Source organism: Ponticaulis profundi (assembly GCF_042659465.1).
Taxonomy (GTDB): Bacteria; Pseudomonadota; Alphaproteobacteria; order Caulobacterales; family Hyphomonadaceae; genus Ponticaulis; species Ponticaulis profundi.
This window is the reverse complement of record NZ_JBHSSW010000004.1, coordinates 315,545-336,657: the sequence shown is the minus strand read 5'-3', so window position 1 is coordinate 336,657 and position 21,113 is coordinate 315,545. Positions and strand designations below refer to the sequence as shown.

The following is a 21,113-nucleotide window of genomic DNA, read 5'->3' as shown; positions in this document are numbered from 1 at the left end:
GCGCGCTTAAGCCCTCACGCTGGCAAGGACTGGAAGCCCGGTTGTACGGGTGACGCAGCTCGCGGTCGCCAGTGTTGGACGGGTGAAGACCCAGATCAGCGCAAACATCAGACCTGTAAAGCCTCCAAACAACAGTCCAGCCGCAGCAACGAGCTTGCGACTGCTTTCCCCTTTTGCTGGCGGACGCGCAGGTTCAAGGATTTGAATATTCTCTGTGTCTGCTTTCGCGATTTCCCGCTTCAGGCGCTCTTCTTGTTCGCGGATGGAAATCGAACGCACCTGGCTCTCAAGGATCGCCCGATTGCGCAGAAGGTCCTGATACTTCGGCTCGAGACGCGTCAGTTGAAGCTGACGCTCCTCAATCTGGCGCTTCTGGCGTTGCAGCTCTTCGAAACGCCCTTCGAGCGCGCTTGAATCGGCCACGAGTTCGGCGCGGCGGGCATCCATGGACTGATAAACCTCATTCGGTCCACGGCGGATCACGCCCGCGCCATTGCCCTGCTGGTCGATCAGTTCCTGCATCTGATTGATGCGGCGATCGAGCTGCTGAACCTGAGGCGTTGATGGCTGGTATTTGGAAAGCAGGCCCTCGCGTTCGAGCTTCAGGTCGAACAATTGCTGCTGAAAGTTTGTTTCGACGGACAGATCAATGGTCGGCTCCGTCAAGGCAAGCTGGGAGATCAGCGCGGAGAGCCGTTTATCGACTTCGCTTTTCTGCGCCTGAACCTTGAACATCTCATCGGTGATGCTGGCATATTGCGCAGCCGTTGTGGTTTTCTCGGTATCGAAATCACCAATCCGGTTTTCGGTCAGAAAGCGCTCAATCGCCTGATCTGCTGCCAGAAGCTTTTCATTCGACGCTTCACGCTGCGTGGTCAGAACGCCCTTGTCATCGCCCAGGAAGATCTCTGAGCGATACTCAATGTAAGTCTCGATCATCGTGTTCAGCACATCAGCTGCAACAATCGGGTTTTCGTTTTTGAAACCGGTGCGGATAACAGGGTTTTTCGGCGCAGCGCCCGCATAGAAATTCTTCTGCACAGCCTGCACCGCCTGCTCATAGATCAGGGGTTTGTCGGCTGCTGGCGCCTTATTGTAGGCCTCGGCCATTTTCGGGTAAATCACCTCAAGGCCAAGCTTCTGGATGACACGGTCGGCAATGACCGGGCTATGCAGAAGCTCGATTTCAGATTCCGTGATTTCTTCCTGACTGAGAACGCTGGCGGTCACATCCCCGACCAGCGGATCAAAGACGCGCTCTTCACCGGCCGTCACCTGGATACGGGAAGTTGCCTGATACTGTTTCGACAAGGTCAGGGCGAAAAGCACGCTTGCGACAAAGATCGGCAATGCCACCAGCAGCACGATCCATTTTGCGCGCCAGAGCATTAAGATTATATCGACAAGTGTTAACTGTGGACGTCCCGACCGGCTCGCAGATGCGGCAGAAACCGGCCTAGCAGCCGTAACCGTCGTCCAACCATCATCCGCAGGCATATTTCAGGCCTTTTGCTCCAAATCCCTAGGGTAGACTCGTCAATTACATTTAATATTTCATTGATGATTAAGGACGATCCTCAGCCCCGAATTGAGGAATTGGCATATACCATGAAGACACAGGCTCTGCTCATTCTTGGCGCGCTCGTTTCCGCTTGTGCCTCGACGTCATCTGTTCAGAATGAAGGCGTTACACCTCCACCAGCTTTTGAAGCGTTCACGCCTTCAAGATCCGCTTACAAGATTGTCCCTGGTGACCAACTGGAAATTTCCTTCCTGGCGGCTCCGGAACTCAGCCGCACCGTCACGGTCGGTCCGGATGGTCGTGTGCAGCTTCCCATGATCCAGCCCGTCATGATTGCCGGACTTTCCACACCACAAGCGCAGTCCGCTGTTCAGCAGGCCATGGCGCAGGCGCTGGTTGATCCGACGATTGATATGCTTGTGACCACCTTTGCACCGCAACAGGTGTTCGTGGGCGGCGAAGTAGGCCAGCCAGGTGTGTTTGAAATGCCCGGCCAGATCGATCCGCTGCAAGCGATCATCATGGCTGGCGGCTTCACCGACAGTTCGAATATGCGTCAGGTTATCCTGGTCCGGCGTGATGCCAGCGGACAAACCCAAAGCTATGCCTTCAACGTGCGGGACGGGATTTACAATCCACAGCTCGCGCGTTTTGGTGCCCTGCAGCGTTTCGATGTGATTTACGTACCGAAATCACCGATCGCGCAGCACAACCTTTTTATACAGCAGTACATTCGTGATGCACTGCCCGTTAATTTCAGTCTGTTCTATGACGTTGCCGGAGGCAATCGCTGAAGCTTAGTGTGCAAGCTTCAGCCACTCACGTGCTGCTTTTTGCGCTTCGGCAATTTCTTCACTGCTCATGTAGTCAGCCAGTTCCTTACGGGACTCCTTGGCTTCGGTGTAACCACGCAGAGCTGCAAGATTGAACCATTTGTGCGCTTTGACATAATCTGTCGCGACACCCATTCCAGTGGAATAGACGAGGCCCATACGGTAAAGGTCTTCCGGTGCAGACTCCGGACCGAGTTCTTCGCAAGGGCTTTCGAGTTGTGTTTCAGAAAAAGCCATTCTGTCTCTCCTGTACTTCTGAGCGCCGCCCCATTTCTTGGGATCGATCACGCCCACCATCACGTCAGCAACTGCCGACAGGTGAAGTAAGGACAAGAGTCATTGCTTGATGGTTAATTAAACTAATTTTGTCGCATTTAAATATAGACAAAAAAATACATGATAACTTTTGATTCAGCTTGGTTTCTGCACTCCTAATATTCGTATGCAAAACAGACTTCACACGCCAACACAAAAGAAGTAGGTGCGACATCCGCATCGTGGCTCGCCCGCTCAAAGCAGGCTATGGTCCACCAAAACTTCGGGATTTGCGCATGTCTTTCGAAATCAAACCCATCTCACTGAAACTCCGCGATCAGAATGCTGAGGCATTTCGCAATGCCCTGATGACCTCTTTCAAAGAGACGGGATTTGCCGTCATCGAGGATCACGGACTGGATCAGGCTCTGATTGATCGCGCCTATAAAGCATCACGCGACTTCTTCGCCCTGCCCGCTGACCTGAAGCAAAACTATTTCGATCCGCAAGGCGGTGGCCAGCGTGGATATACGCCGTTCGGCACGGAGAATGCAAAAGGCGTGGCGGCGATCGACCTGAAAGAATTCTGGCACACGGGCCGCAACCTTCCGGCAGATCACCCGAAAGCCGATATCATGGCTGAAACGCCAAGCGTCTCCGAGGTCAGCGACTTTGACGGTGCCACCAACGAGCTGTTTCAAGCGTTCGACATGCTCGGCCAGGATCTGCTGCGCAGCATCGCGATTGGCCTCGACCTGGAAGCCGACTACTTCACCAAGCGCGTAAAGGAAGGAAATTCCATCCTCCGCCTGCTGCACTACCCGGCTCAGGAAACGCCGCCAGCTGAAGGATCTGTCCGTGCGGCAGCTCATGAAGACATCAATGTCATTACGCTTCTGCTCGGTGCGGACGAAGCTGGCCTGCAGGTCAAGCCGCGCGGCGCTGACAACTGGATCCCGGTCTACGCACCTGAAGGTTCAATGGTGATCAATGTTGGCGACATGCTACAGCGCCTGACGAACAATGTCCTGCAGTCCACCACGCACCAGGTTGTGAACCCGGCTCCCGAGCGGTCCCGTTTCAGTCGTTACTCGATGCCATTCTTCCTGCACTTCGAACCGGATGTTGAAATCGCGTCTCTGGACAATTGCGTGACCGATGAGAACCCAAACCACTATCCGGGTTCGATCACGGCGAATGCGTATCTGCTGGAACGCCTGCGTGAGATCGGCCTGATCAAAGACTGAAACGCGGGGAGATCCGGGAACCAGAAGCAAGCTTAACACTTTGTTCAGAAACCATTCAGCTTCCAGCTGACATGTTTTGCGCATGTGTGTGGGGGCCAGAACAAAGGAGGCTTTCTCATGAAGCCATTCAGGATGGCCGGCATTGCGCTTCTTACGGGCAGCCTTGTCCTCGTCGGAACAGCGACGCCGGCATTTGCAGATGGAAACCCACGCGGTGGACGCGATTTCGACCGCGGTTATGCTGGCAAGAATGATCGCGGCTATGGGCGCCCGGGCGGTGATCGCCGGTATAACGGCCATGACCGCAGAGGCGATCGCGGCGACCGGCGTGGAGGCTGGGATGGCCATTGGGATCGCGGCAAACGTGGCAGAGGCGATCATTATGACCGTCGCTATCAACCGCGCGTGAACCCGTATCGCTATTCGAACTATAAGCGCTTCCCTGGCCCCAACTATCGTCCAAGCTATCGCTATGATCCGAAAGTGCGCGTTCGCTATGCACCGCGTGTCTATTCCATTCCGCGATACCGCAATTACAGCCCACGGTATGGGGTCGGCACACGCGCCTATTATCCGTCCCGTTATGTTGTGAACGATTACTGGCGTTATGGTCTTTATACCCCGCCGCGCGGTCACTACTGGGTCAATTATGATGGCGATGCCTATCTGACCGCTATTGGAACCGGCCTGATCGCTGGCGTGATTATCGGCGCCATTGCTGGCGGATACTGATCCCGAAAATTCAGTGGCTTGCTTTCCGAATGATGCCTGAAAGCAAGCCACGATCACGTTTTAAGGGCGAATGTCTTCCTGTTTCGCCACTGCATATATTCGTAGCATTTCGTGATCTGTTTTATTTCTTTACTTTTCAGTGTGGTAGTTGCCAGCCACAGAAGAACTGCTTTTTTCGCAGTCAATTCACTCCCGATCACATAAAATTTCTGTTACTCTGGACACAATCTAGTCACGATTATGCATAATCGTAGTGGTTGAAGACCGGAATAAATGCGGACACGTCGTTATAGTTGATTTTTAAGACGTTCCGCGGAACCAGTTCGTGTTTGTAGCGTATCGAATATGTAGCTCTTAATTTGCTCGGTGGTGGACATATGAAAAGCTCTTTTGCGCTCCTTTTAGGCCTGACAATCAGCTGCACGCCAGCCGCGATCGCGCAGAATTTGCTGACAAACTCCATTCCCACTACGACACCTGCAAATCCCAACTTTCAGCTCGATGATGTGGACGCACCGACGACGCTCGGTCAGATCAAAGTATCGCAAGGCCAGATGCCTGCGTCTCCTACGAGCCATTTCACAGATTTTGAAACACAGGAACGTTTCTCCACGGCCGCTCAGTTCGAGTTTGGCGGAAAGAACGGATCTGAGACCTTCACAATTGAACCGCGCTTTTCGCGTGAACGTTCCAGCGATTCCGGCCTGAGCTCCTACTCTGCCGAGATCCGTCTGGGTAACTTCATGACGATCGACAAAGGCCGCAAAGGCAAAGGCTGGTATGTCTTCGCTGCGACGGATGGCGAAGCCCTCAGCTTCAAGCCTGGCGCAATTGGCGGCGATACCAACATGTCTGTCTCGCTGACCGAGCAGATCGTGATCGGCGACGTTCAGGCCGGCGTTTCAACCTTTATCGGCGATACCCAGCTGACCATCAGCTATATGGAGTCCGAAGCGAAATACTCAGCTCCCGGCGGTATCAGCAACTCCAAAACCGAAGGCTTTGCCGGCATTTCGCTCGCGAAAAACTTCTAGAGCTTTTCGGACATAGCAAAAAAAGGCCCTCAATCTGAGGGCCTTTTTCTGTATGTGATCCCTGATCTTGTCCGGAACGCTATTCGAAGTCACGTTTCCACTGAATGGACAGGCTCTGACCTTCATTCGGAACGCTCTCTGCCTCAACAGAGACGTTATCGCGGGCTTCCCACTCAACGCTGACACCTGGCGCACCAGAAGCCGTTGAGCTCAGCTCGAGATAAACATCATCTGACAAATACCGGCCCGTCGCGACCTGGAACTGTCCTCCATCGGTCTGACTGACATCCACCGAGTCGAGACCGGTGATGTTTTCGATCCCGCCCATCAGGTCAAAACCGCCGCCGCCAGACAGTTGTGCAAGCGCAGCCGCGAGACGTGCCGCTTCCAGCCCGGTCAACTGAGATGGTGAGCGGCCGAAGAGAACGCGCGAGAGCACTTCGTCTTCGGGCAGACTTGGTTCTGCGCTCAAATCAATGGCAGGCCGTTCCGGCGTTCCGGTGATCGCGACTTTCGCCAGAAAATCTTCCGTATCGCGAACGGCAAGAATATCCAGCCGCGCATCCATTGGATCTCCGGCAATCCGGATATTGCTATCCGCAAATGTGAAGCGCTTGCCAAGCAGTTCGAACCGTCCACGAACAATACGGGCCGTGCCATTGATGTTCGGATCATTCGCCGTGCCTGTGATGGACGCATCAAGTGCAAGCTCAGCATCCATGCCCTTCCCTGTCAGATAAAGACTGCGGGGACCGGAAACCTTGATATCCAGCGTCACACGACGTTCGCGCTCAGGGCGAACCTCTTCGACTTCCTCTTCAAACGAGACGTCGAGTGTGGGGGCAGACGGGCTCGGCAACCGATCCAGATTGAAACGGCCCTCATTGACGGTGAGATCGCCCACAATCTCGAATTTGTCATTGTCCACGCCAAGGCCCAGCGTTCCAGACGCCGTGGCTTCGACCTCGCGCCGGTCAACAACGGAGAGATTGTCAGCGCGGAGTTCCAGTGTGCTGTTGAAGCCCTCCGCCATATTGAGCTGGCCTGTCCCGGTCAGCGTGCCGCCTGTTCGGCCATTGGCATCAAAGCGAGCAAGCTGAAGCACCTGATCAACAATGGTCAGTTCGAAATTGATCGCTTCCAGATCCGTGCCGAAATCCTCATGCTGCAGCAAGCCTTCCGCGAATGTCATTCGCCCTTCCAGGCTGGAAGGTTCAAATGCGAGATTGCCAGAAAGCTCTGTATTGATCTCCCCGCCAAGCTTCAGATTTTCCGGCAGGAAGATCGCAGCCATATTGTCGATCACCCCATAAATGCGTGCTTCAAAGCGTGCATTTTCGACGGGAGTCGGCTCAAAATATGGGAGGCTGGCCTGCGTAACAGCCGGTACATCGAAATCGAGTCGTGCCTGCAGGTCCTGACGATCCGGTGTCGTGATTGTCAGAACGCTCTCTTCTGGGCCAAACACACCGTTGAGATTCAGATCTACCGGATCCACGTCTCGTCCCGGCACGGAAACCTGCTGCAAACCGCCACTGAGCTGGCCAGTCACAATCCCGGCTTCACCGCGATCGAGCGAGAAGGTCAGATTGGCATCACCTTCGACTGGCTCACGGCCCAGCATCGCCAGCAAGCGTCCGAGTGAGACACCTGTCAGGTCAACGCGTGCGGGCTGCGCCGATGCTTCGTTCAGCGTTGCCTCGAGCGTGCCACCCACTGCGCGCAAGGAAATGTCTCCGAAGAGTCCGTCTGGCGTTCGGCGCACAACAAAAGGATCGGTGCTTTCAAAAGGTTCGTTGAGCATCTGACCAACAAACACACCGCGCGCCTCAGGCGCTTGCGATATTGGCTCAATGACTTCACCGGATACCTTCAGCGTTGCGGGCTGACGAAGTCCGCTGAATGTCGACGTGCCTTCATAAGCGGCCTCATATTCCAGTTCGGACATGTCACCGACCACGGTCGCAACCAGATTTCCATCCTCGAAACTGCCTGCCATCAATTGGGTCACTTCAGCACGGGCATTCATGCGGGTACCTGTTTTCGCGAAGCGAACATCAATCGACTCAGCGGGGAGAAGGTCTGGCAGGCTGCCGGTCAGACGCGCATCGCCCTCAATTGCATCGAAATCACCGCCGTCACCAACCAGACTCGCTGTCAGGTCCAACGTCTGCCAGCGCCCGACGAGGTCCGAGACCCGCCAGCGCGCGCCCTGCTGACCGACATTCGAAGTCAGAGTCAGAGGCTCACCATTGTAAACACCGTTTACACGGAGATTGCCGTCGAGAATATCGCCGGACCGGCGACCGCTGAAATTCACAACCGGCCGGACCAGCGCCGCGCCACCGCTTCCAACCTCGGATGCCGCCATTCGCAGATCAATTTCGAGGTCATCCAACATGCCCTCGACCGCGAACGTACCGGTGAGGTCCGGAGCTGTTTCATACAGAGGATAGGTCTCGCTGGTTTCGACCTCACCACTGGCGACCAGCCTGCCCGTATGAGCGCGCTGAAGCTGCCCTGTCACGGTGGCTGCCGACGTCGTCGCTCTGAGTTCGGTAACCGTCAGATCCATCTGCTGATTGAGACGACCACGCGCGCGCAGGCCAACTTGCGGCCCAAGCCAGTCAGACAGCTCTTCTGAAACATTTTCGAGCCCGTTACCTGTCAGATCGACTGAAAAGATCTGTCCCTGGCGACCCTGTTGTTCAATGGTCCATCCACCTTCCACACGGCCAGACGAGAGGAAACCGAACTCTGCGAGATCAACAAAGACGTCACCGTTGAGCTGCGCCGTCCGGACATCGCCGAGAGTCGAGGAACCAACCGCTTTGACACGGGAATTCGGCGTTTCGAGATCGAGATTGTTGATCAGAAGGCTTTGTTCGGAGATGTCATAGGCAATATCGCCAGACAGCGTCAGAAACCCGAAACGGGTTTCGCGTTCGCCAAGGTCGAGTTCAATGGCTTCGCCGCGAATGGCCGTTTTCACATCAATCACGTCACCGACATAGTTGATCGTCAGCGGACCTGATACGACATCAGAGGCGAACACATCCGTGGTAATCCGTCGGCCACTCAAACGTCCATCGAACTGATAGCCATCTCCCTGCGAACGGACATCGCCCGCCAGGACAAACGGCTCAAGATCCACACCATCGGATTGAACCAGCATGTTAGGCCGCAAAATCGTCAGCGCGACATCTGCAGATCGCCTGCGTTGCCCAGACACCATATTTCGCACATCGAGACGCATCGCCTCGGACTGCAGGCTCGCCGTCATGGTTTCGACAGCATCGACGGGATCAAACTCAGTCGAAAATTCGAGCGCAGGTCCCAATCTGGAGACCAGCTCACGCGTCATCGGATGGCGCGCCAGATCGACATTCACAAAGGCAGCCTGTCGCGTAAAGTCCGGTTCCAGCTCGATATTGATCCAGTCCTCACCAGCGATATCGACCACGCCTGTGCCTTTTACGTAGTCGCTCTTTTGCTGAAGATCGATTTCTGCCGTGATGTTCTGGCCATCCGGAATACGCGCAAGGCTCGCAAAGAGTCCGCCCGCAGGACCAACAAGCTTCAGCTCACCATTCAGCGGCGTGCGGCTATCCCAGGCCAGATGAGCGAACAATTCGTCGCCCTCTTCAGACTCAGGACGAACATCCAGATTGATCAGAGCTGCATCGGCTGACCACCAGATGTCACCATTGGCTGCGCCAGCGACACGGCGAGGCAAGACACCTTCCTCAAGGAGGAAGCGATCAATGTTCAAACGATCAAGTCGCACAAGATTCAGCGGGAAGCTTCCGGACGAAGAAGGGTCTTTTTCTTCTCCCGGCTCCAGATCCGGACGCCTGGCAACATTGATATCGCCAAAGCTCACGAGATTAAGTCGAAGCCGTTTTCGAACCAGTCCAAACGGTTTCCAGGCCAGTTCAATGTCCTCAGCCGTGGCCCAGACGCCTTCGCTATCCTGCAGCTCGAGCTTCTGGATCCTGAAGGTCGACAAGAGGTCACCGCGCAGGCCCTCGATCTCGACCGATTGCCCACGTACGTTCATATTTTCCAGACGACGCTCAAGGTCATTCAATCCTGTTGGACTGGACACATACCAGCGCGCTGCAAAAAACAGGACAACCAGCAATACAACCAGAACACCGAGCGCGATCGCGCTGTAGCGCCAGAACCTGCTTTTCTTTTTCGGAGCTGCTTCAGTCATCAGAATGCCTGCCCCAGAGAAATATAAACCTGAACGGGGTCATCATTTTCCGTTTTATCAAGCGGTGTCGCGATATCGACACGCAGCGGGCCGGCAGGCGTATCATAACGCACGCCAAACCCTGCACCTGTGCGCAGGTCTGAAAAGCCCGGTATCTCACGCGTGGTCACACTGCCCGCATCGACAAAAGCCACAACGCCAATATTGCCGCGCACTTGCCAGCGGGTTTCAAAAGCGAGCTCAAGAACCGAACGACCACCGGTTGGCTCATCATCATCCGAGCGCGGACCAATGCCCTGATAGGCATAGCCACGAACGCTGCCGCCCCCACCGGAGAAGAAGCGCGATGTCGATGGAAGTGCTTCGAGGTCAGCGCCCCAGACCGTACCTGCCTTGACGCGCCCTGCCAGGACGACCTTGCCTTCATCAAGCACGGGATAGTATCCCCGAAGCTGTCCATAGGCGCGAATATACTGTGCAGAATCACTCCCGAAGGAGACGGTCGGTTCCAGCCCGCCATCGACGCGCCAACCCTTTGTGGCATTCAGAATGCTGTCGGCTCTATCGAGGCGCGCCTTGGTATAGAGGCCGATGATCTGCAGATCGCGCTCACCAAATTCGTCCTGCTCGCTGACCAGCGAGCCCTTCACGCCATAGCCATAGGAGAAACGCGGACCTTTCACGACTTCCAGTCCACCGGACAGACTGAATGTCTGCCGATTGAAAGCGTCCGTGTCCTCATTCGAGAGCTCTGAGCCGAAGATCAGACCTTTGCCATAGCCAAACTCGTTAGGCCTGCGCCACTGGACTTCGAGAATTTGTTCCAGCTCAGCGATCGCAAGCGATGCGACCAGCAAATCGCCTCTGCGCGTCAAGTTTCTGCGCGTGAGTTCGCTGGTCAGGCCTGCGCCTTTGTCCGTGCTGTAACTGGCGCCCAGTTCAATTGTATTGCGTTTGCGTTCCGCGAGCGTGACCAGAACATCGTAGATTTCATCCCCGTCCGCCGACTCGCCAGATGAGGTATCATCGAGACGGGCATTCGATATCCGGTACAGACGCGTTTCATCGAGGCGTGCTGCGAAAAGTGACAACATGGCAGGATCATAGAGTTCCCCTTCATCGAAGGGGATCAATCTGCGCAGATAGCTCTCTTTTGTCCGCGTATCATCATTGACGAAACGCACTTCGCCGAAACGGACGCGGGGCCCTGATGAGAGACGATAGGTTACATCCAGCGTTCCAGCGTCGCGATCTCCGATCACCGACCGGTCTTCAGCTCCGACAAAAGCGTATCCCAATTCGCGCAGCGTACGTACGAGCTCTGTTTCCTGATTGATGACTTGCGCCGGGATGGCATCATCACCGGATATCAGCTTCATGGCCTCTCGGGTCGCGATGGCGTCCGCCTCACGAGGCCCTTTGTCGATATAGGCGATTGCCAGTTCACCCAGAACAAAGCGCATCCCCGGATCGAGCAGGACAATCGGGTGAAATAGCTCTTCACTGACCTCGTCTTCTTCGATCAGTGTTTCGATGTCGGGGTCATAATAGCCTTTTGCATTCAGCTCGTCGCGAATGACTTTTATGGCTCGCCTGGCCTGTCGTTTCGCTTCAAATGCCGTTTCTGCGACGTCCTCATCAGGCAAGGCATTCCGCAACTCACCCAACAGGTCCTGATTGGGTGTTTCGCTGCTCTGGCGTAATTCGATGCTGTCCGCTGCAGCCGTGTTCACAGACAGAGTCAGAACGGCGCAACAGGCTATGATTGTGTGAGTGGAAAGCGACTTTATCGAACTCAAACAGGTCTGCGATAAATACCCAATCCTATGGCGATTATTCAAAACTTCCCCAACACCAAAAGCGGTTCATTTCATGATCGGCTGGAACCGCAGGCCCGACAGTACATTTGTATCAAAAGAATGATCACATCCAATCGCAGCTTATAACGTTCAAATCCCGTTCGTGTTCCCCAAATCACATATATGACAATGATTTCATCGACCGACCTTTCACTGAGCGCAAGCTGAAATGATCAATTGGCTCTTGCGCATATTCTGGTTGGTCGTTTTGCTGGGGATTGTGGGCACGGCTGTGCGATCACTGCCGCCGGAACACAACCCGATTGCCGACCTCTCAATGGATGATCCGATCGGCATTACGACCGAAATGAAGCTTGCACGTTTTGCGCATGAACCAGATGCGTGCTTTGCCTATCTTGATCGCTCGGAAATCGCATATACGCGTCTCGACGATAGCCCGGAAGGTGAGAACTGCGGCTTTTACGATGCGCTCACGCTCGACCGATCTGAACTTCCCTATTCAGGAACGCTCCGCATGACCTGCGCACTCACCGGCGCGCTTGCCACCTGGGAACGACAAGGCATTCTGCCTCGCGCTTCTGAGGAGCTGGCCTCCCCTCCCGTTCGCATCCTGACCTATGGAAGCTATGTCTGTCGCCGCAAATATGGCCGCTCGACAGGTAGCTTCAGTGAGCACGCCACGGGCAACGCTGTTGATATCTGGGGATTTGAACTGGAAAACGGTCAGATCATCAGCGTCAAATCGCATTGGGGCACTGACACAGCTGAAGGACGTTTTCTGAAAGCTGTGCGCAATGATGCCTGCCGACTGTTCGGCACTGTTCTGGGCCCTGAATATAATGCGGCTCATGCAGACCATTTTCACTTCGATATGAGCTTTTCCGGAATCTGCAGATAGCGCGCTAATTTTTTGGAACCGACTGGCTGGTGGCGAGTTCCTCTGATGTCCACAAGGACTTTCCCCCACAGTCTTGCGGAAGCCCGATCCGCATTCGACCCGCTGAAGTTCCCCCCGTCCGATATAAAACTTCAGCGGGTCACCTTTTTTCCTCGGCGTTTCAGATCCGAAAACATTCTTCCGACATTCGAATGAAAATATAAAAATCGAGTAATTTCAGAATATCCTGAAACATAAATCTCCACGTTTGTCGCACCTGAACAGAATTGACGATTTGCTCAAACTGAGCTTGAGTTGTGGCAAGATTGAACGCAATCAATCGTTCGGGGATTTTAAATGAACAACTATAAGCTGAGCGGCCTTTTGGCAGCGACGTCCATCTTTGCTCTGTCAACGATGGCTTTTTCACCTCAGGCAGACGCACTGACGGTTCGGGACGATGTCACCGTTGGTGGATCTGAAACACTCGCCGATGACCCGCAATGGGATGGCGTGGTTCAGATTTTCATGGGCTATCCAGGTGGCTCGATCAACTACAACTGTACGGGCACATTGATCAATCCACGTACAGTGCTGAGCGCTGCTCACTGTTTCAACGATTATCCGTCCACGTATTACGGGTCGAATGGTGAGCCTCTCACGCCGATTATCGCTTACGGCCCGGATACATTCACTGCACTCTTCGGATGGCTGGATGCTGGCGCATCGGGCACATCGTTTGAATTTGATGCGCGCAACGGGCTTGTTCTCGGCAATCAGGTCATCATCCATCCTGACGCAGATCCGGCATTCGGATCAGCACTCGGCTTCCCAGCCGCTGACGTTGCAATGGTCAGTCTTTCAAGTCCGCTGGCAAACATCCCGAGCTATTCCATGCTCTTCAGCCCGGTCGGCGTCGGTGAACATGTCACCATGGTCGGCTATGGCGGCCACGGTGTTGGCTCAACGGGCGACGTTGGCATCGATGGAAAACGTCAAGCCGGTGAAAACCTGATTGGCATGCTCGGTTCGCAGGTCGACTTCCTGTCTGCGATCTTCGGCACTGATGCTTCTGCTGCGTATGCTGGCGATCCTGGCGCCTCTCAGTCCATGTATTGGATCGACTTCGACAGTCCGGTTCGCACAGGCGAAGAATGCGGACGCGACGGCATTGGCGACTGGGCTTGCTCTGACGGCACCGACTGGTGGTATTTCGATAACCCGTTCACGAACACCTGGTTCAACACATCACTCTCCAACGACATCTTCCCAGGCGACGCGCTTCCGAATGAAGCTGGCACAGCCGGTGGCGATTCAGGCTCAGCGATTTTCTTTGATCAACTGGGCGACCAGCCTCTGATTGGCGGCGTTCTGTCTGGCGGCTATGGCTTCCTGTCTCCAGTGCCATCTGGTTATGGCGATGTCAGCTATTACAACCCGCTCTATAATTTCTATGAGTTCATCTCGATCGCGAACCCTTACAAGTATGTGAGCGCGGTTGGCGGCGATGGAAACTGGAGCGATGCGGAACATTGGGTTCAGGATCTGGACCCAGGCTATTTCATCATTGATGAAAACGGAAATCTCGTAAACGGTCTGCCAGACGCTCCGGAACCTGGCGTCGGTGGTACCGATCCATCTGAAGGCGTTGTGCTGGACGTTGACATCAATCCAGAGACGTCAGGCGAGACAGACGCGACATCTGCGGGCGTCAATGCAGCAGCTGATGTGAGCCTTGCCAGCCTTTCTCGTCCGTCAAATCAGGCCGTGCCGGGTGCGATTTTCAACGGTACAAGTGACATTGGAACCGGCGTTGTCAGCATGGCGCGCGAAGGCGGCAGTGTTGATGGCACGGCGACACCTGAATTGATCACCTACCTTTACGGTGACATCGGCACACCAGGCCCACTCGCTGGACCAGGCTCAACGGGCTTCGTACCGACGAATGGTCTGAACGCAGACGGTTATTTCAATTATTTTGACGTGACCCTCAGCCAGGCTGGCACGACCACTGTCGATATGGACGTTGTCATTGATAGCCTGACACTCGCAAACACAGACGCAGGCCTCTACATTCCAGAAGAGTATCTGCTGCTGTCTCTGATCGAAGCGCAGATCATCGGTGGCACCGTTCAGGCTGACGGTATTCTTGCGTCTCGCGATGTTCTGAACTTTGGCGGCATGCTGACCGGTGGTGGCACCATCCTCGCCGACACAGTGTGGAATGCGGGCCTTCTTGCGCCAACAGAAGGCATGACCATGCTTTCTGACCTCGTGCTGACGTCTCAGAGCATTTTCGGGTACTCGGGCGCGTCTTTGCTGGTCGATGGTGATGTTTCACTCAATGGCGGCGTCATGTTCGGCACACCTTATGCCTGGGGCGATCAGGGCCTCCTGATCGAGTACACAGGCGAAGCAACCGGCGAACTCGCAGAGGCAGATCTTGCAGGCGTTCTCTATGCCAGCTTCGCCTCCGGTGCCGGCCTCGTTTACTACGAGATCGAAGCCGCTGACTTCAGCACAGAGCTTCCGGATACGGCTGACTCGAACGTTCTGGCCATCGCAGACCACCTGGACGATGCGCGTGGTTCGCTCGCACTTTCGTCAATCTATAGCCAGATCGACTATATGAGCGGAGAACCTCTGGCGGATTCACTGTACTCGCTTCTGCCGGATACAAGCTTCAGCGTTCGCAACGTTGCCGTGGCCAGCGCCGAGCAGGTCAGCACGCACCTCGCCCGCCGCTTCTCCAGCATTAAAGCTGGCAAAGCTGATGGGCAGGCCGTGAACCAGATGGGCGGATCACCAATCCAGACCGCTTCACTTGATGGCATGTCTGCTTTTGCCATGTCGGCCGCCGCTGCAGCCGATGGCGAACCAGCAGCCGCTAAGGAAGGCTGGGGCACATTCGTTGAACTTGCCTACATGACAGGCGACGAAACCAACTCACTGACAGGCAATGACAGTGACCTAGACGGTTACTCCATCACAGCCGGTGGTGATGCCCAGATAGATGATGGTTTGCGCCTCGGTGCATTCTTCAACTATTCCGACGCTGAAAATTCGGGTTCAGCGACCCTTGGAAGCGTTGAAAGCTCTGGCTTCTTCGTAGGCGCTTATGGCCTGTACGACTTCGACAATGGCGTGAACCTTTCCGGTTATTACGGCATTGGCGAAACAGACTATGACATCACGCGCGTTCAGATGCTGACCGGCGGTATGACGCTTGGCGAAACAAACGCGACGCAGGCGATTGGCGGCGTGGCCCTGTCGAGCCTCTATGGTGTCTCATCCAGCGTGTTCTTCGAGCCATCTGTCTCCGTTGAATACTTCAATGCAGATCTCGACGCATACACGGAGTCCGGAACAGCAGGCGGCCTGATCATCGACAGCCGCTCCATCACAAGCACACAAGCGAAGATCGGAACTCTGGTTCACTTCTTCGATCCGGCTAGTGATGCAGGCTTCCGTCCAACGCTTGGCCTTCGTTACGTGCAGGATCTTTCTGCTGATGACGAAGCTGTTGTCTCACGTTTTGCAGGCACCAATTTCGGTAGCTTCACAACGGTATCCGGCGATCTGGATGACAACTGGTTTGAAGCTGAAGCGCGGGCTCAATTCGTGAAGTCGGACCGCTACGAAGTCAGCGGCTTCCTGACCCAGACGCTCGATCGCGATGATCTGGACTACACGTCATTCGGTCTCAACATCCGTATGAAGTTCTAAGCGACCCCATCCTTAAAACGAAAAGCCCGCCCTCGTGTCACGAAGGCGGGCTTTTTTATATATCGGCTTTGACCTCTACAGTGAGCCGGTGAGATCCATCGGACCGGAGAATGAAAGCGTGCGGACTTCTGTTCCACCGCTATAAGGCGCGTACACATCAGCTGTGCGCGATACTGGTGCCTCAATCTCTCCATTTCGCATCTTCAGCCAGTCGGCCACAGATACACCGAGCTGCAAGCCCCGACGGCCATCTTCTGGCGATGTGATATAAACCTGCTCCAGGTCCACAATGGTTGCGATCGTATCCCCAGTGTGTGTCTGCGACGTCTCAATGACGATCCGTTTCGCGCGCGATTGCGCATCAGTCGACACTCTCACCACCTCACCAATCTGATCGAGGCGCTCATCGAAAACTGGCAGTCCAACCCAGGCATGAGACTCTCTGAAGCTGTCTGCCGGAGCCATTGCCGTCACACCATAATCAGGCAAACGGTCTGTTGAATTGGCATTGAAGCTGGCGGGGTCAGCGAAAGACGGGGCGCTGAAAATAAGTCCCGTCGCGAGTGCGGCTACGAGACGTTTCATCTCGGTCTCCTTGATAGGGCTGATATTGTGTTCTTGCCCAATCAAGCTTTGAAGCCCGGCCGAAGTTCCAAATATTTTGTAATATTTCTCTGCAGAGGTTTTCGGAACTTCCAGAATTTAATCTCGTTTAAGACCGCAGATACCGAAGGAGAGAAACCATGAAATTTCTGACCGTTACATCTGCAATTATTGGCTCCACTGCATTTCTCGCAGCGTGCACATCCACCGGTTACACTGAACGTAACGCAGCAGCAGGTGCTGCAGCAGGCGCCGTCGCAGGTGCCGTTATCGGCAACAACACAGGCAATGGCGACGCTGGCACAGGCGCAGCTGTCGGCGCGGCACTTGGTGGTCTGGCCGGCGCAGCAAAGGGCTGCACTGAATCAGCCGACTGCGACACACCAGGTGTGAAAGACCAACCTGACGAGAAAGACAGCGACGGTGATGGCTATGTTGACGCTGTTGACCGCTATCCTTACGACTCGCGTCGCTGGTAGTTCCTCAGTCATAACACGCACAAAGCCCGGCTCTGCCGGGCTTTTTTATGCCCCACACATCCGATTGCGATTGAATATTTCTCTTTTTTGCGAGAAAAGCGGATAATCAATCTTACGGAGGCCCTAAATGCGCATCGGTGTTCCAACAGAAATCAAAAAACAGGAATCTCGTGTCGGCCTGGCGCCCGAAAGCGTTGGCGAGCTGATCCGCGCTGGCCATGAGGTCTTTGTTCAGCATGATGCTGGTGTCGGTTCGGCGTGCACAAATGAAGAGTATGAAGCCGTCGGCGCAAAAATTCTGCCTGACGCAGACGCCGTCTTCAAAGCAGCTGAGCTGATCGTGAAGGTTAAGGAACCTCAGCCTGAAGAATGCGCAAAGCTGACACCGGACCATACCCTCTTCACCTATCTGCACCTTGCCGCCGATCCGGTACAGGCAACGGGACTGATGGAATCCGGCTGCCTCGCCATCGCATATGAAACGGTGACGGACCATGAAGGCCGCCTCCCCCTGCTCACACCGATGAGCCAGGTCGCCGGTCGCATGTCCATGCAGGTCGCAGCCTGGGCGCTGATGCGTACCACACGCGGCCGCGGCGTGCTGCTCGGGGGCGTACCCGGCGTTGCACCTGCCAAGGTCGTGATCATTGGCGGCGGTGTCTCCGGTACGAATGCTGCCGAGATTGCGGTCGGCATGCGCGCAGACGTGACGATCTTTGATCGCAACAACAAACGCCTTGCCGAGATTGATGCGCAATTCAATGGCGCCGTTAAGACGATGTATTCGACCAATGCGAGCCTCGCCGAAGCCGTCAAACACGCTGATCTGGTAATTGGCGCTGTCCTGATCCCGGGCGCTGCCGCACCGAAGCTGGTCTCACGCGAGCAGCTCACAACCATGCGTCCCGGCGCCGTCCTCGTGGACATCGCCATCGATCAGGGCGGCTGCTTTGAAACCTCTCATGCAACGACACACGCAGACCCGATCTATGAGATCGACGGCATTCTGCACTACTGCGTCGCCAACATGCCTGGCGCTGTCCCGCGCACATCCACATATGCGCTGAATAATGCGACGCTGCCATTCGTGCTCAATATTGCCAACAAAGGCGCCAAGGCAGCGCTGAAAGCTGACCCGCACCTTGCAGAGGGCCTCACCGTGGCTGATGGCAAGATTGCGCATGAAGCCGTAGCTCATGATCTGGACTTGCCCTTTGTTTATCCAGACTGGATGACGAACTAGGCGTAACCTACACCGGATGATTGCATCCGCCGCGTAATCAGCCCCATACTCCCCTGCATGTGAACTGGAGCGGAGTTGGGGCTTTTTCATGAAAAATCGGGTTTTGAGTGCAGTCGCCGTCTTTGTCGCTGCGATGGCGGCCGGTTGTACGACATCGACTGTCGCACAGGAAACGCCGGCTACAATGACGAGTACAGCATCACCAGGCTGGTCGCTCGTCATTCATGGCGGTGCAGGCGTCATTCGCCGCGACTCCATGTCAGCGGAAACCGAAGCTGCGTATATGTCTGCGCTTGATGGCGTCCTCTCAACCGGCGAGACCATGCTGGCAGGCGGGAGCCCTGCGATTGATGTGGTTGAGACGATCATCCGGTCTCTCGAAGACGATCCGCTCTTCAATGCAGGGCGCGGCGCCGTCATGACGGAAGTCGGCACGTTCTCGCTAGACGCTTCACTCATGCGCGGCGATACGCTGGATGCTGGCGCCGCGGCGGGCCTCTCCAACGTCAAACACCCGATCTCAGCAGCACGCAAAGCGATGGAGCAGTCGCCGCATGTCATGCTGGCTGGCGATGGCGCTGATCAGTTTGCCGCCCAGCAGGGACTGGAAATCGTCGATCCGAGCTGGTTCTACACCGACCGTCGCTGGGAAAGCCTGCTGAAGGCTCTGGAACGTCGCGGTGTCGCCTCACCTGAAAACCTTTATGGGCCCAAACCGCAGACCAACCCTGTTGAGTCCATTGAGCGTGAAGACCTGTCAGATCTCGCCTTCCCGGATGACCGGAAATACGGAACGGTTGGCGTTGTTGCAAAGGACCAGGACGGCAATATTGTTGCAGGCACCTCAACCGGCGGCACGACAGCGAAGCGCTGGGGCCGTGTCGGCGACAGTCCGGTTATTGGCGCCGGCACTTACGCAAAGAATGATGTGTGCGGCGTGTCTGCCACGGGAACCGGTGAATATTTTATCCGGCTCAGCATCGCCTATGCCATTTGCTCCCGTGTCGAATTGCTCGGCGAAACCGCACAGGAAGCGGCTGACTATATCATCCACACATCCCTGACGGATCTTGGCGGAGACGGCGGCGTGATTGTGCTCGGTCCGGATGGCACACCCGCCTGGTCGTTCAACACCGAAGGCATGTATCGGGCAAAAGCATCATCTGATGGCAAGAAGCTGATCGAGATTTTTGGCGACTAGCACCGATAAAAAAAGGACGGCCATGCCGTCCTTTTTCGTTAAAGCTAGAATGCGATTTCCTTGCCGACGAGCCCCGGCAATTTCAACAGGATCAACAAATCTCTCAATTCCTGACGTGCTGCAACGTGGCTCATGGTGAAGGTTATGTTCGAACCTTCTTCGGTCAGGTCCAGAAGCGTCAGCCCCATCGGGAAGAGCTCGCGATAAATCACACGCTCCGAAAGCCCCGGCGCCAGTCGGAAGCCAATCCGTTTCGCCAGATTATCGAGCGCCTCACCAACGCGCTGTTTGTTGCGTGCTTCAAGCGGCGACATACGGTTACGCATGACGATCCAATCGATCGGCTTGCGCGTTGTCTGCGCTTTATGCTTCCGGCAAGCCCAGACCATTTCTGCGTAGAAACTTGGACGCACCACTTCGAGCGTTTGCGGGTTCACATCGCCCAGCAGGTCGAAATCGACAAAGCTGTCATTCAGCGGCGTGATGAGCGTGTCTGCGCAGGAGTGCGCAAGTCGCGACAGAAAGGTGTCACCACCCGGCGCGTCAACAATCACATAGTCGCACGCAGCCTTGAGGCGCTTCAGGCTACCAAGGAAACGTTCGGCTTCCTCAGCTTCAGCTTCATCAAGGTTTCGCGCCACGCTCGCATCAACCCGCAGGGTTTCCGGCATGGGAATACGAGAGCCTGTGGAGTTGATCCAGCGCAGACGATTTTCCAGATAACGCGTTGAGCTGCGTTGGCGTACATCGAGGTCGATCATGCCAACCTTCTGCCCCATGCGCATAAGCGCAACAGACAGGTGCATCGCAACAGTTGATTTTCCGGCGCCGCCCTTCTCATTGCCAATGATAATGACGCGGGCTTCGTGCGCATCGACTGGAGGCTTTTCAGCCGCCGTCGTGTCGTCTCGGTTCAAGAGAGCAAATCCTTCAGGTTTCAAGAGCAAGCTCCATTTTGCATCGGACTATCCTCCAGAGTGAATGTCACGCCTTCCTATTGCGGCTCATTCGACTCAAGCAGTCGAAACGCTCTGCAGACCTGACTGACGTTAAGAGGGTTCGCAGCGCGTCATTCTACGAGTCGGCAGTTGGGATCGACAGCGAATGAGAAAGAACAGCCAGAGAGCTGTGCAAAACATCATCGAGACCAGGTCTGCCAAACGGTTCCTATCTGGGCTCTTTTGTTTTCTTTGAACTTTCACCCGTCACAGCGAGAGGCTAAGTCCACGAATCACAAACAAAGCGTTTAATCATGAGTCGGAAATTGACTGATTTGGGTTAACCAAGCGTTTAAGAAAATTAACTCAGCTTGACGAAGCAAG

General features: G+C 55.2%; 15 protein-coding genes. 9 read left to right on the top strand and 6 right to left on the bottom strand.

The genetic code is table 11. The annotated features are described in order from the left end of the window. Nucleotides 1–6: 6 nt before the first annotated feature. Nucleotides 7–1,497 carry a GumC family protein gene (locus ACFQDM_RS04920; protein ID WP_377376237.1) on the bottom strand — a complete coding sequence of 497 codons (1,491 nt, stop codon included), beginning with the start codon at nt 1,495–1,497 and terminating at the stop codon, nt 7–9. Nucleotides 1,498–1,608: 111 nt separating this feature from the next. On the opposite strand from ACFQDM_RS04920, the gene ACFQDM_RS04915 reads away from it, so the two are divergent. Then, complete coding sequence (locus ACFQDM_RS04915; RefSeq protein WP_377376235.1) at nt 1,609–2,316, top strand: polysaccharide biosynthesis/export family protein; 708 nt, start codon at nt 1,609–1,611, stop codon at nt 2,314–2,316. Nucleotides 2,317–2,319: 3 nt separating this feature from the next. Here the strand turns inward: ACFQDM_RS04915 and ACFQDM_RS04910 are convergent, their stop codons facing one another. Beyond that, nucleotides 2,320–2,592, bottom strand: coding sequence for a hypothetical protein (locus ACFQDM_RS04910; protein WP_377376232.1), 273 nt, complete (start codon nt 2,590–2,592; stop codon nt 2,320–2,322). Between the two features lie 260 nt (nt 2,593–2,852). On the opposite strand from ACFQDM_RS04910, the gene ACFQDM_RS04905 reads away from it, so the two are divergent. From ACFQDM_RS04905 to ACFQDM_RS04895, 3 genes are all read left to right on the top strand, one after another. Continuing rightward, nucleotides 2,853–3,857 carry an isopenicillin N synthase family dioxygenase gene (locus ACFQDM_RS04905; protein ID WP_377376229.1) on the top strand — a complete coding sequence of 335 codons (1,005 nt, stop codon included), beginning with the start codon at nt 2,853–2,855 and terminating at the stop codon, nt 3,855–3,857. Nucleotides 3,858–3,974: 117 nt separating this feature from the next. Further along, the gene (locus ACFQDM_RS04900) at nt 3,975–4,589 is read left to right on the top strand and encodes an RcnB family protein (protein WP_377376226.1); all 615 of its coding nucleotides are present in this window, start codon (nt 3,975–3,977) and stop codon (nt 4,587–4,589) included. A gap of 377 nt (nt 4,590–4,966) precedes the next feature. Continuing rightward, nucleotides 4,967–5,623 (top strand): hypothetical protein, encoded by a 657-nt coding sequence (locus ACFQDM_RS04895; protein ID WP_377376224.1) that lies wholly within the window; start codon nt 4,967–4,969, stop codon nt 5,621–5,623. A gap of 79 nt (nt 5,624–5,702) precedes the next feature. On the opposite strand, the gene ACFQDM_RS04890 is transcribed toward ACFQDM_RS04895, so the two are convergent. Then, the gene (locus ACFQDM_RS04890) at nt 5,703–9,842 is read right to left on the bottom strand and encodes a translocation/assembly module TamB domain-containing protein (RefSeq protein ID WP_377376221.1); all 4,140 of its coding nucleotides are present in this window, start codon (nt 9,840–9,842) and stop codon (nt 5,703–5,705) included. Further along, the gene (locus ACFQDM_RS04885; protein ID WP_377376218.1) at nt 9,842–11,575 is read right to left on the bottom strand and encodes an autotransporter assembly complex protein TamA; all 1,734 of its coding nucleotides are present in this window, start codon (nt 11,573–11,575) and stop codon (nt 9,842–9,844) included. The genes ACFQDM_RS04890 and ACFQDM_RS04885 overlap by 1 nt, the downstream gene beginning before the upstream one ends. Nucleotides 11,576–11,870: 295 nt before the next feature. Between ACFQDM_RS04885 and ACFQDM_RS04880 the strand changes: the two genes are divergently transcribed. Both ACFQDM_RS04880 and ACFQDM_RS04875 read left to right on the top strand, forming a co-directional pair. After that, complete coding sequence (locus ACFQDM_RS04880) at nt 11,871–12,560, top strand: extensin-like domain-containing protein (RefSeq protein WP_377376215.1); 690 nt, start codon at nt 11,871–11,873, stop codon at nt 12,558–12,560. Between the two features lie 336 nt (nt 12,561–12,896). Further along, the gene (locus tag ACFQDM_RS04875; RefSeq protein ID WP_377376213.1) at nt 12,897–16,265 is read left to right on the top strand and encodes an autotransporter domain-containing protein; all 3,369 of its coding nucleotides are present in this window, start codon (nt 12,897–12,899) and stop codon (nt 16,263–16,265) included. A 75-nt stretch (nt 16,266–16,340) separates the two neighbouring features. Here ACFQDM_RS04875 and ACFQDM_RS04870 read toward each other — a convergent pair whose 3' ends face one another. Then, nucleotides 16,341–16,850 (bottom strand): hypothetical protein, encoded by a 510-nt coding sequence (locus ACFQDM_RS04870; RefSeq protein WP_377376211.1) that lies wholly within the window; start codon nt 16,848–16,850, stop codon nt 16,341–16,343. A gap of 158 nt (nt 16,851–17,008) precedes the next feature. On the opposite strand from ACFQDM_RS04870, the gene ACFQDM_RS04865 reads away from it, so the two are divergent. From ACFQDM_RS04865 to ACFQDM_RS04855, 3 genes are all read left to right on the top strand, one after another. Continuing rightward, nucleotides 17,009–17,347, top strand: coding sequence for a YMGG-like glycine zipper-containing protein (locus ACFQDM_RS04865; RefSeq protein WP_377376208.1), 339 nt, complete (start codon nt 17,009–17,011; stop codon nt 17,345–17,347). Nucleotides 17,348–17,474: 127 nt separating this feature from the next. Beyond that, complete coding sequence (gene ald / locus ACFQDM_RS04860) at nt 17,475–18,590, top strand: alanine dehydrogenase (protein ID WP_377376206.1); 1,116 nt, start codon at nt 17,475–17,477, stop codon at nt 18,588–18,590. 88 nt (nt 18,591–18,678) lie between these two features. Further along, on the top strand, nt 18,679–19,791 hold the full coding sequence (locus tag ACFQDM_RS04855) for an isoaspartyl peptidase/L-asparaginase family protein (protein WP_377376204.1): 1,113 nt from the start codon (nt 18,679–18,681) through the stop codon (nt 19,789–19,791). A gap of 44 nt (nt 19,792–19,835) precedes the next feature. Here ACFQDM_RS04855 and ACFQDM_RS04850 read toward each other — a convergent pair whose 3' ends face one another. Then, nucleotides 19,836–20,708, bottom strand: coding sequence for a division plane positioning ATPase MipZ (locus ACFQDM_RS04850; protein ID WP_377376202.1), 873 nt, complete (start codon nt 20,706–20,708; stop codon nt 19,836–19,838). Nucleotides 20,709–21,113: the final 405 nt, after the last annotated feature.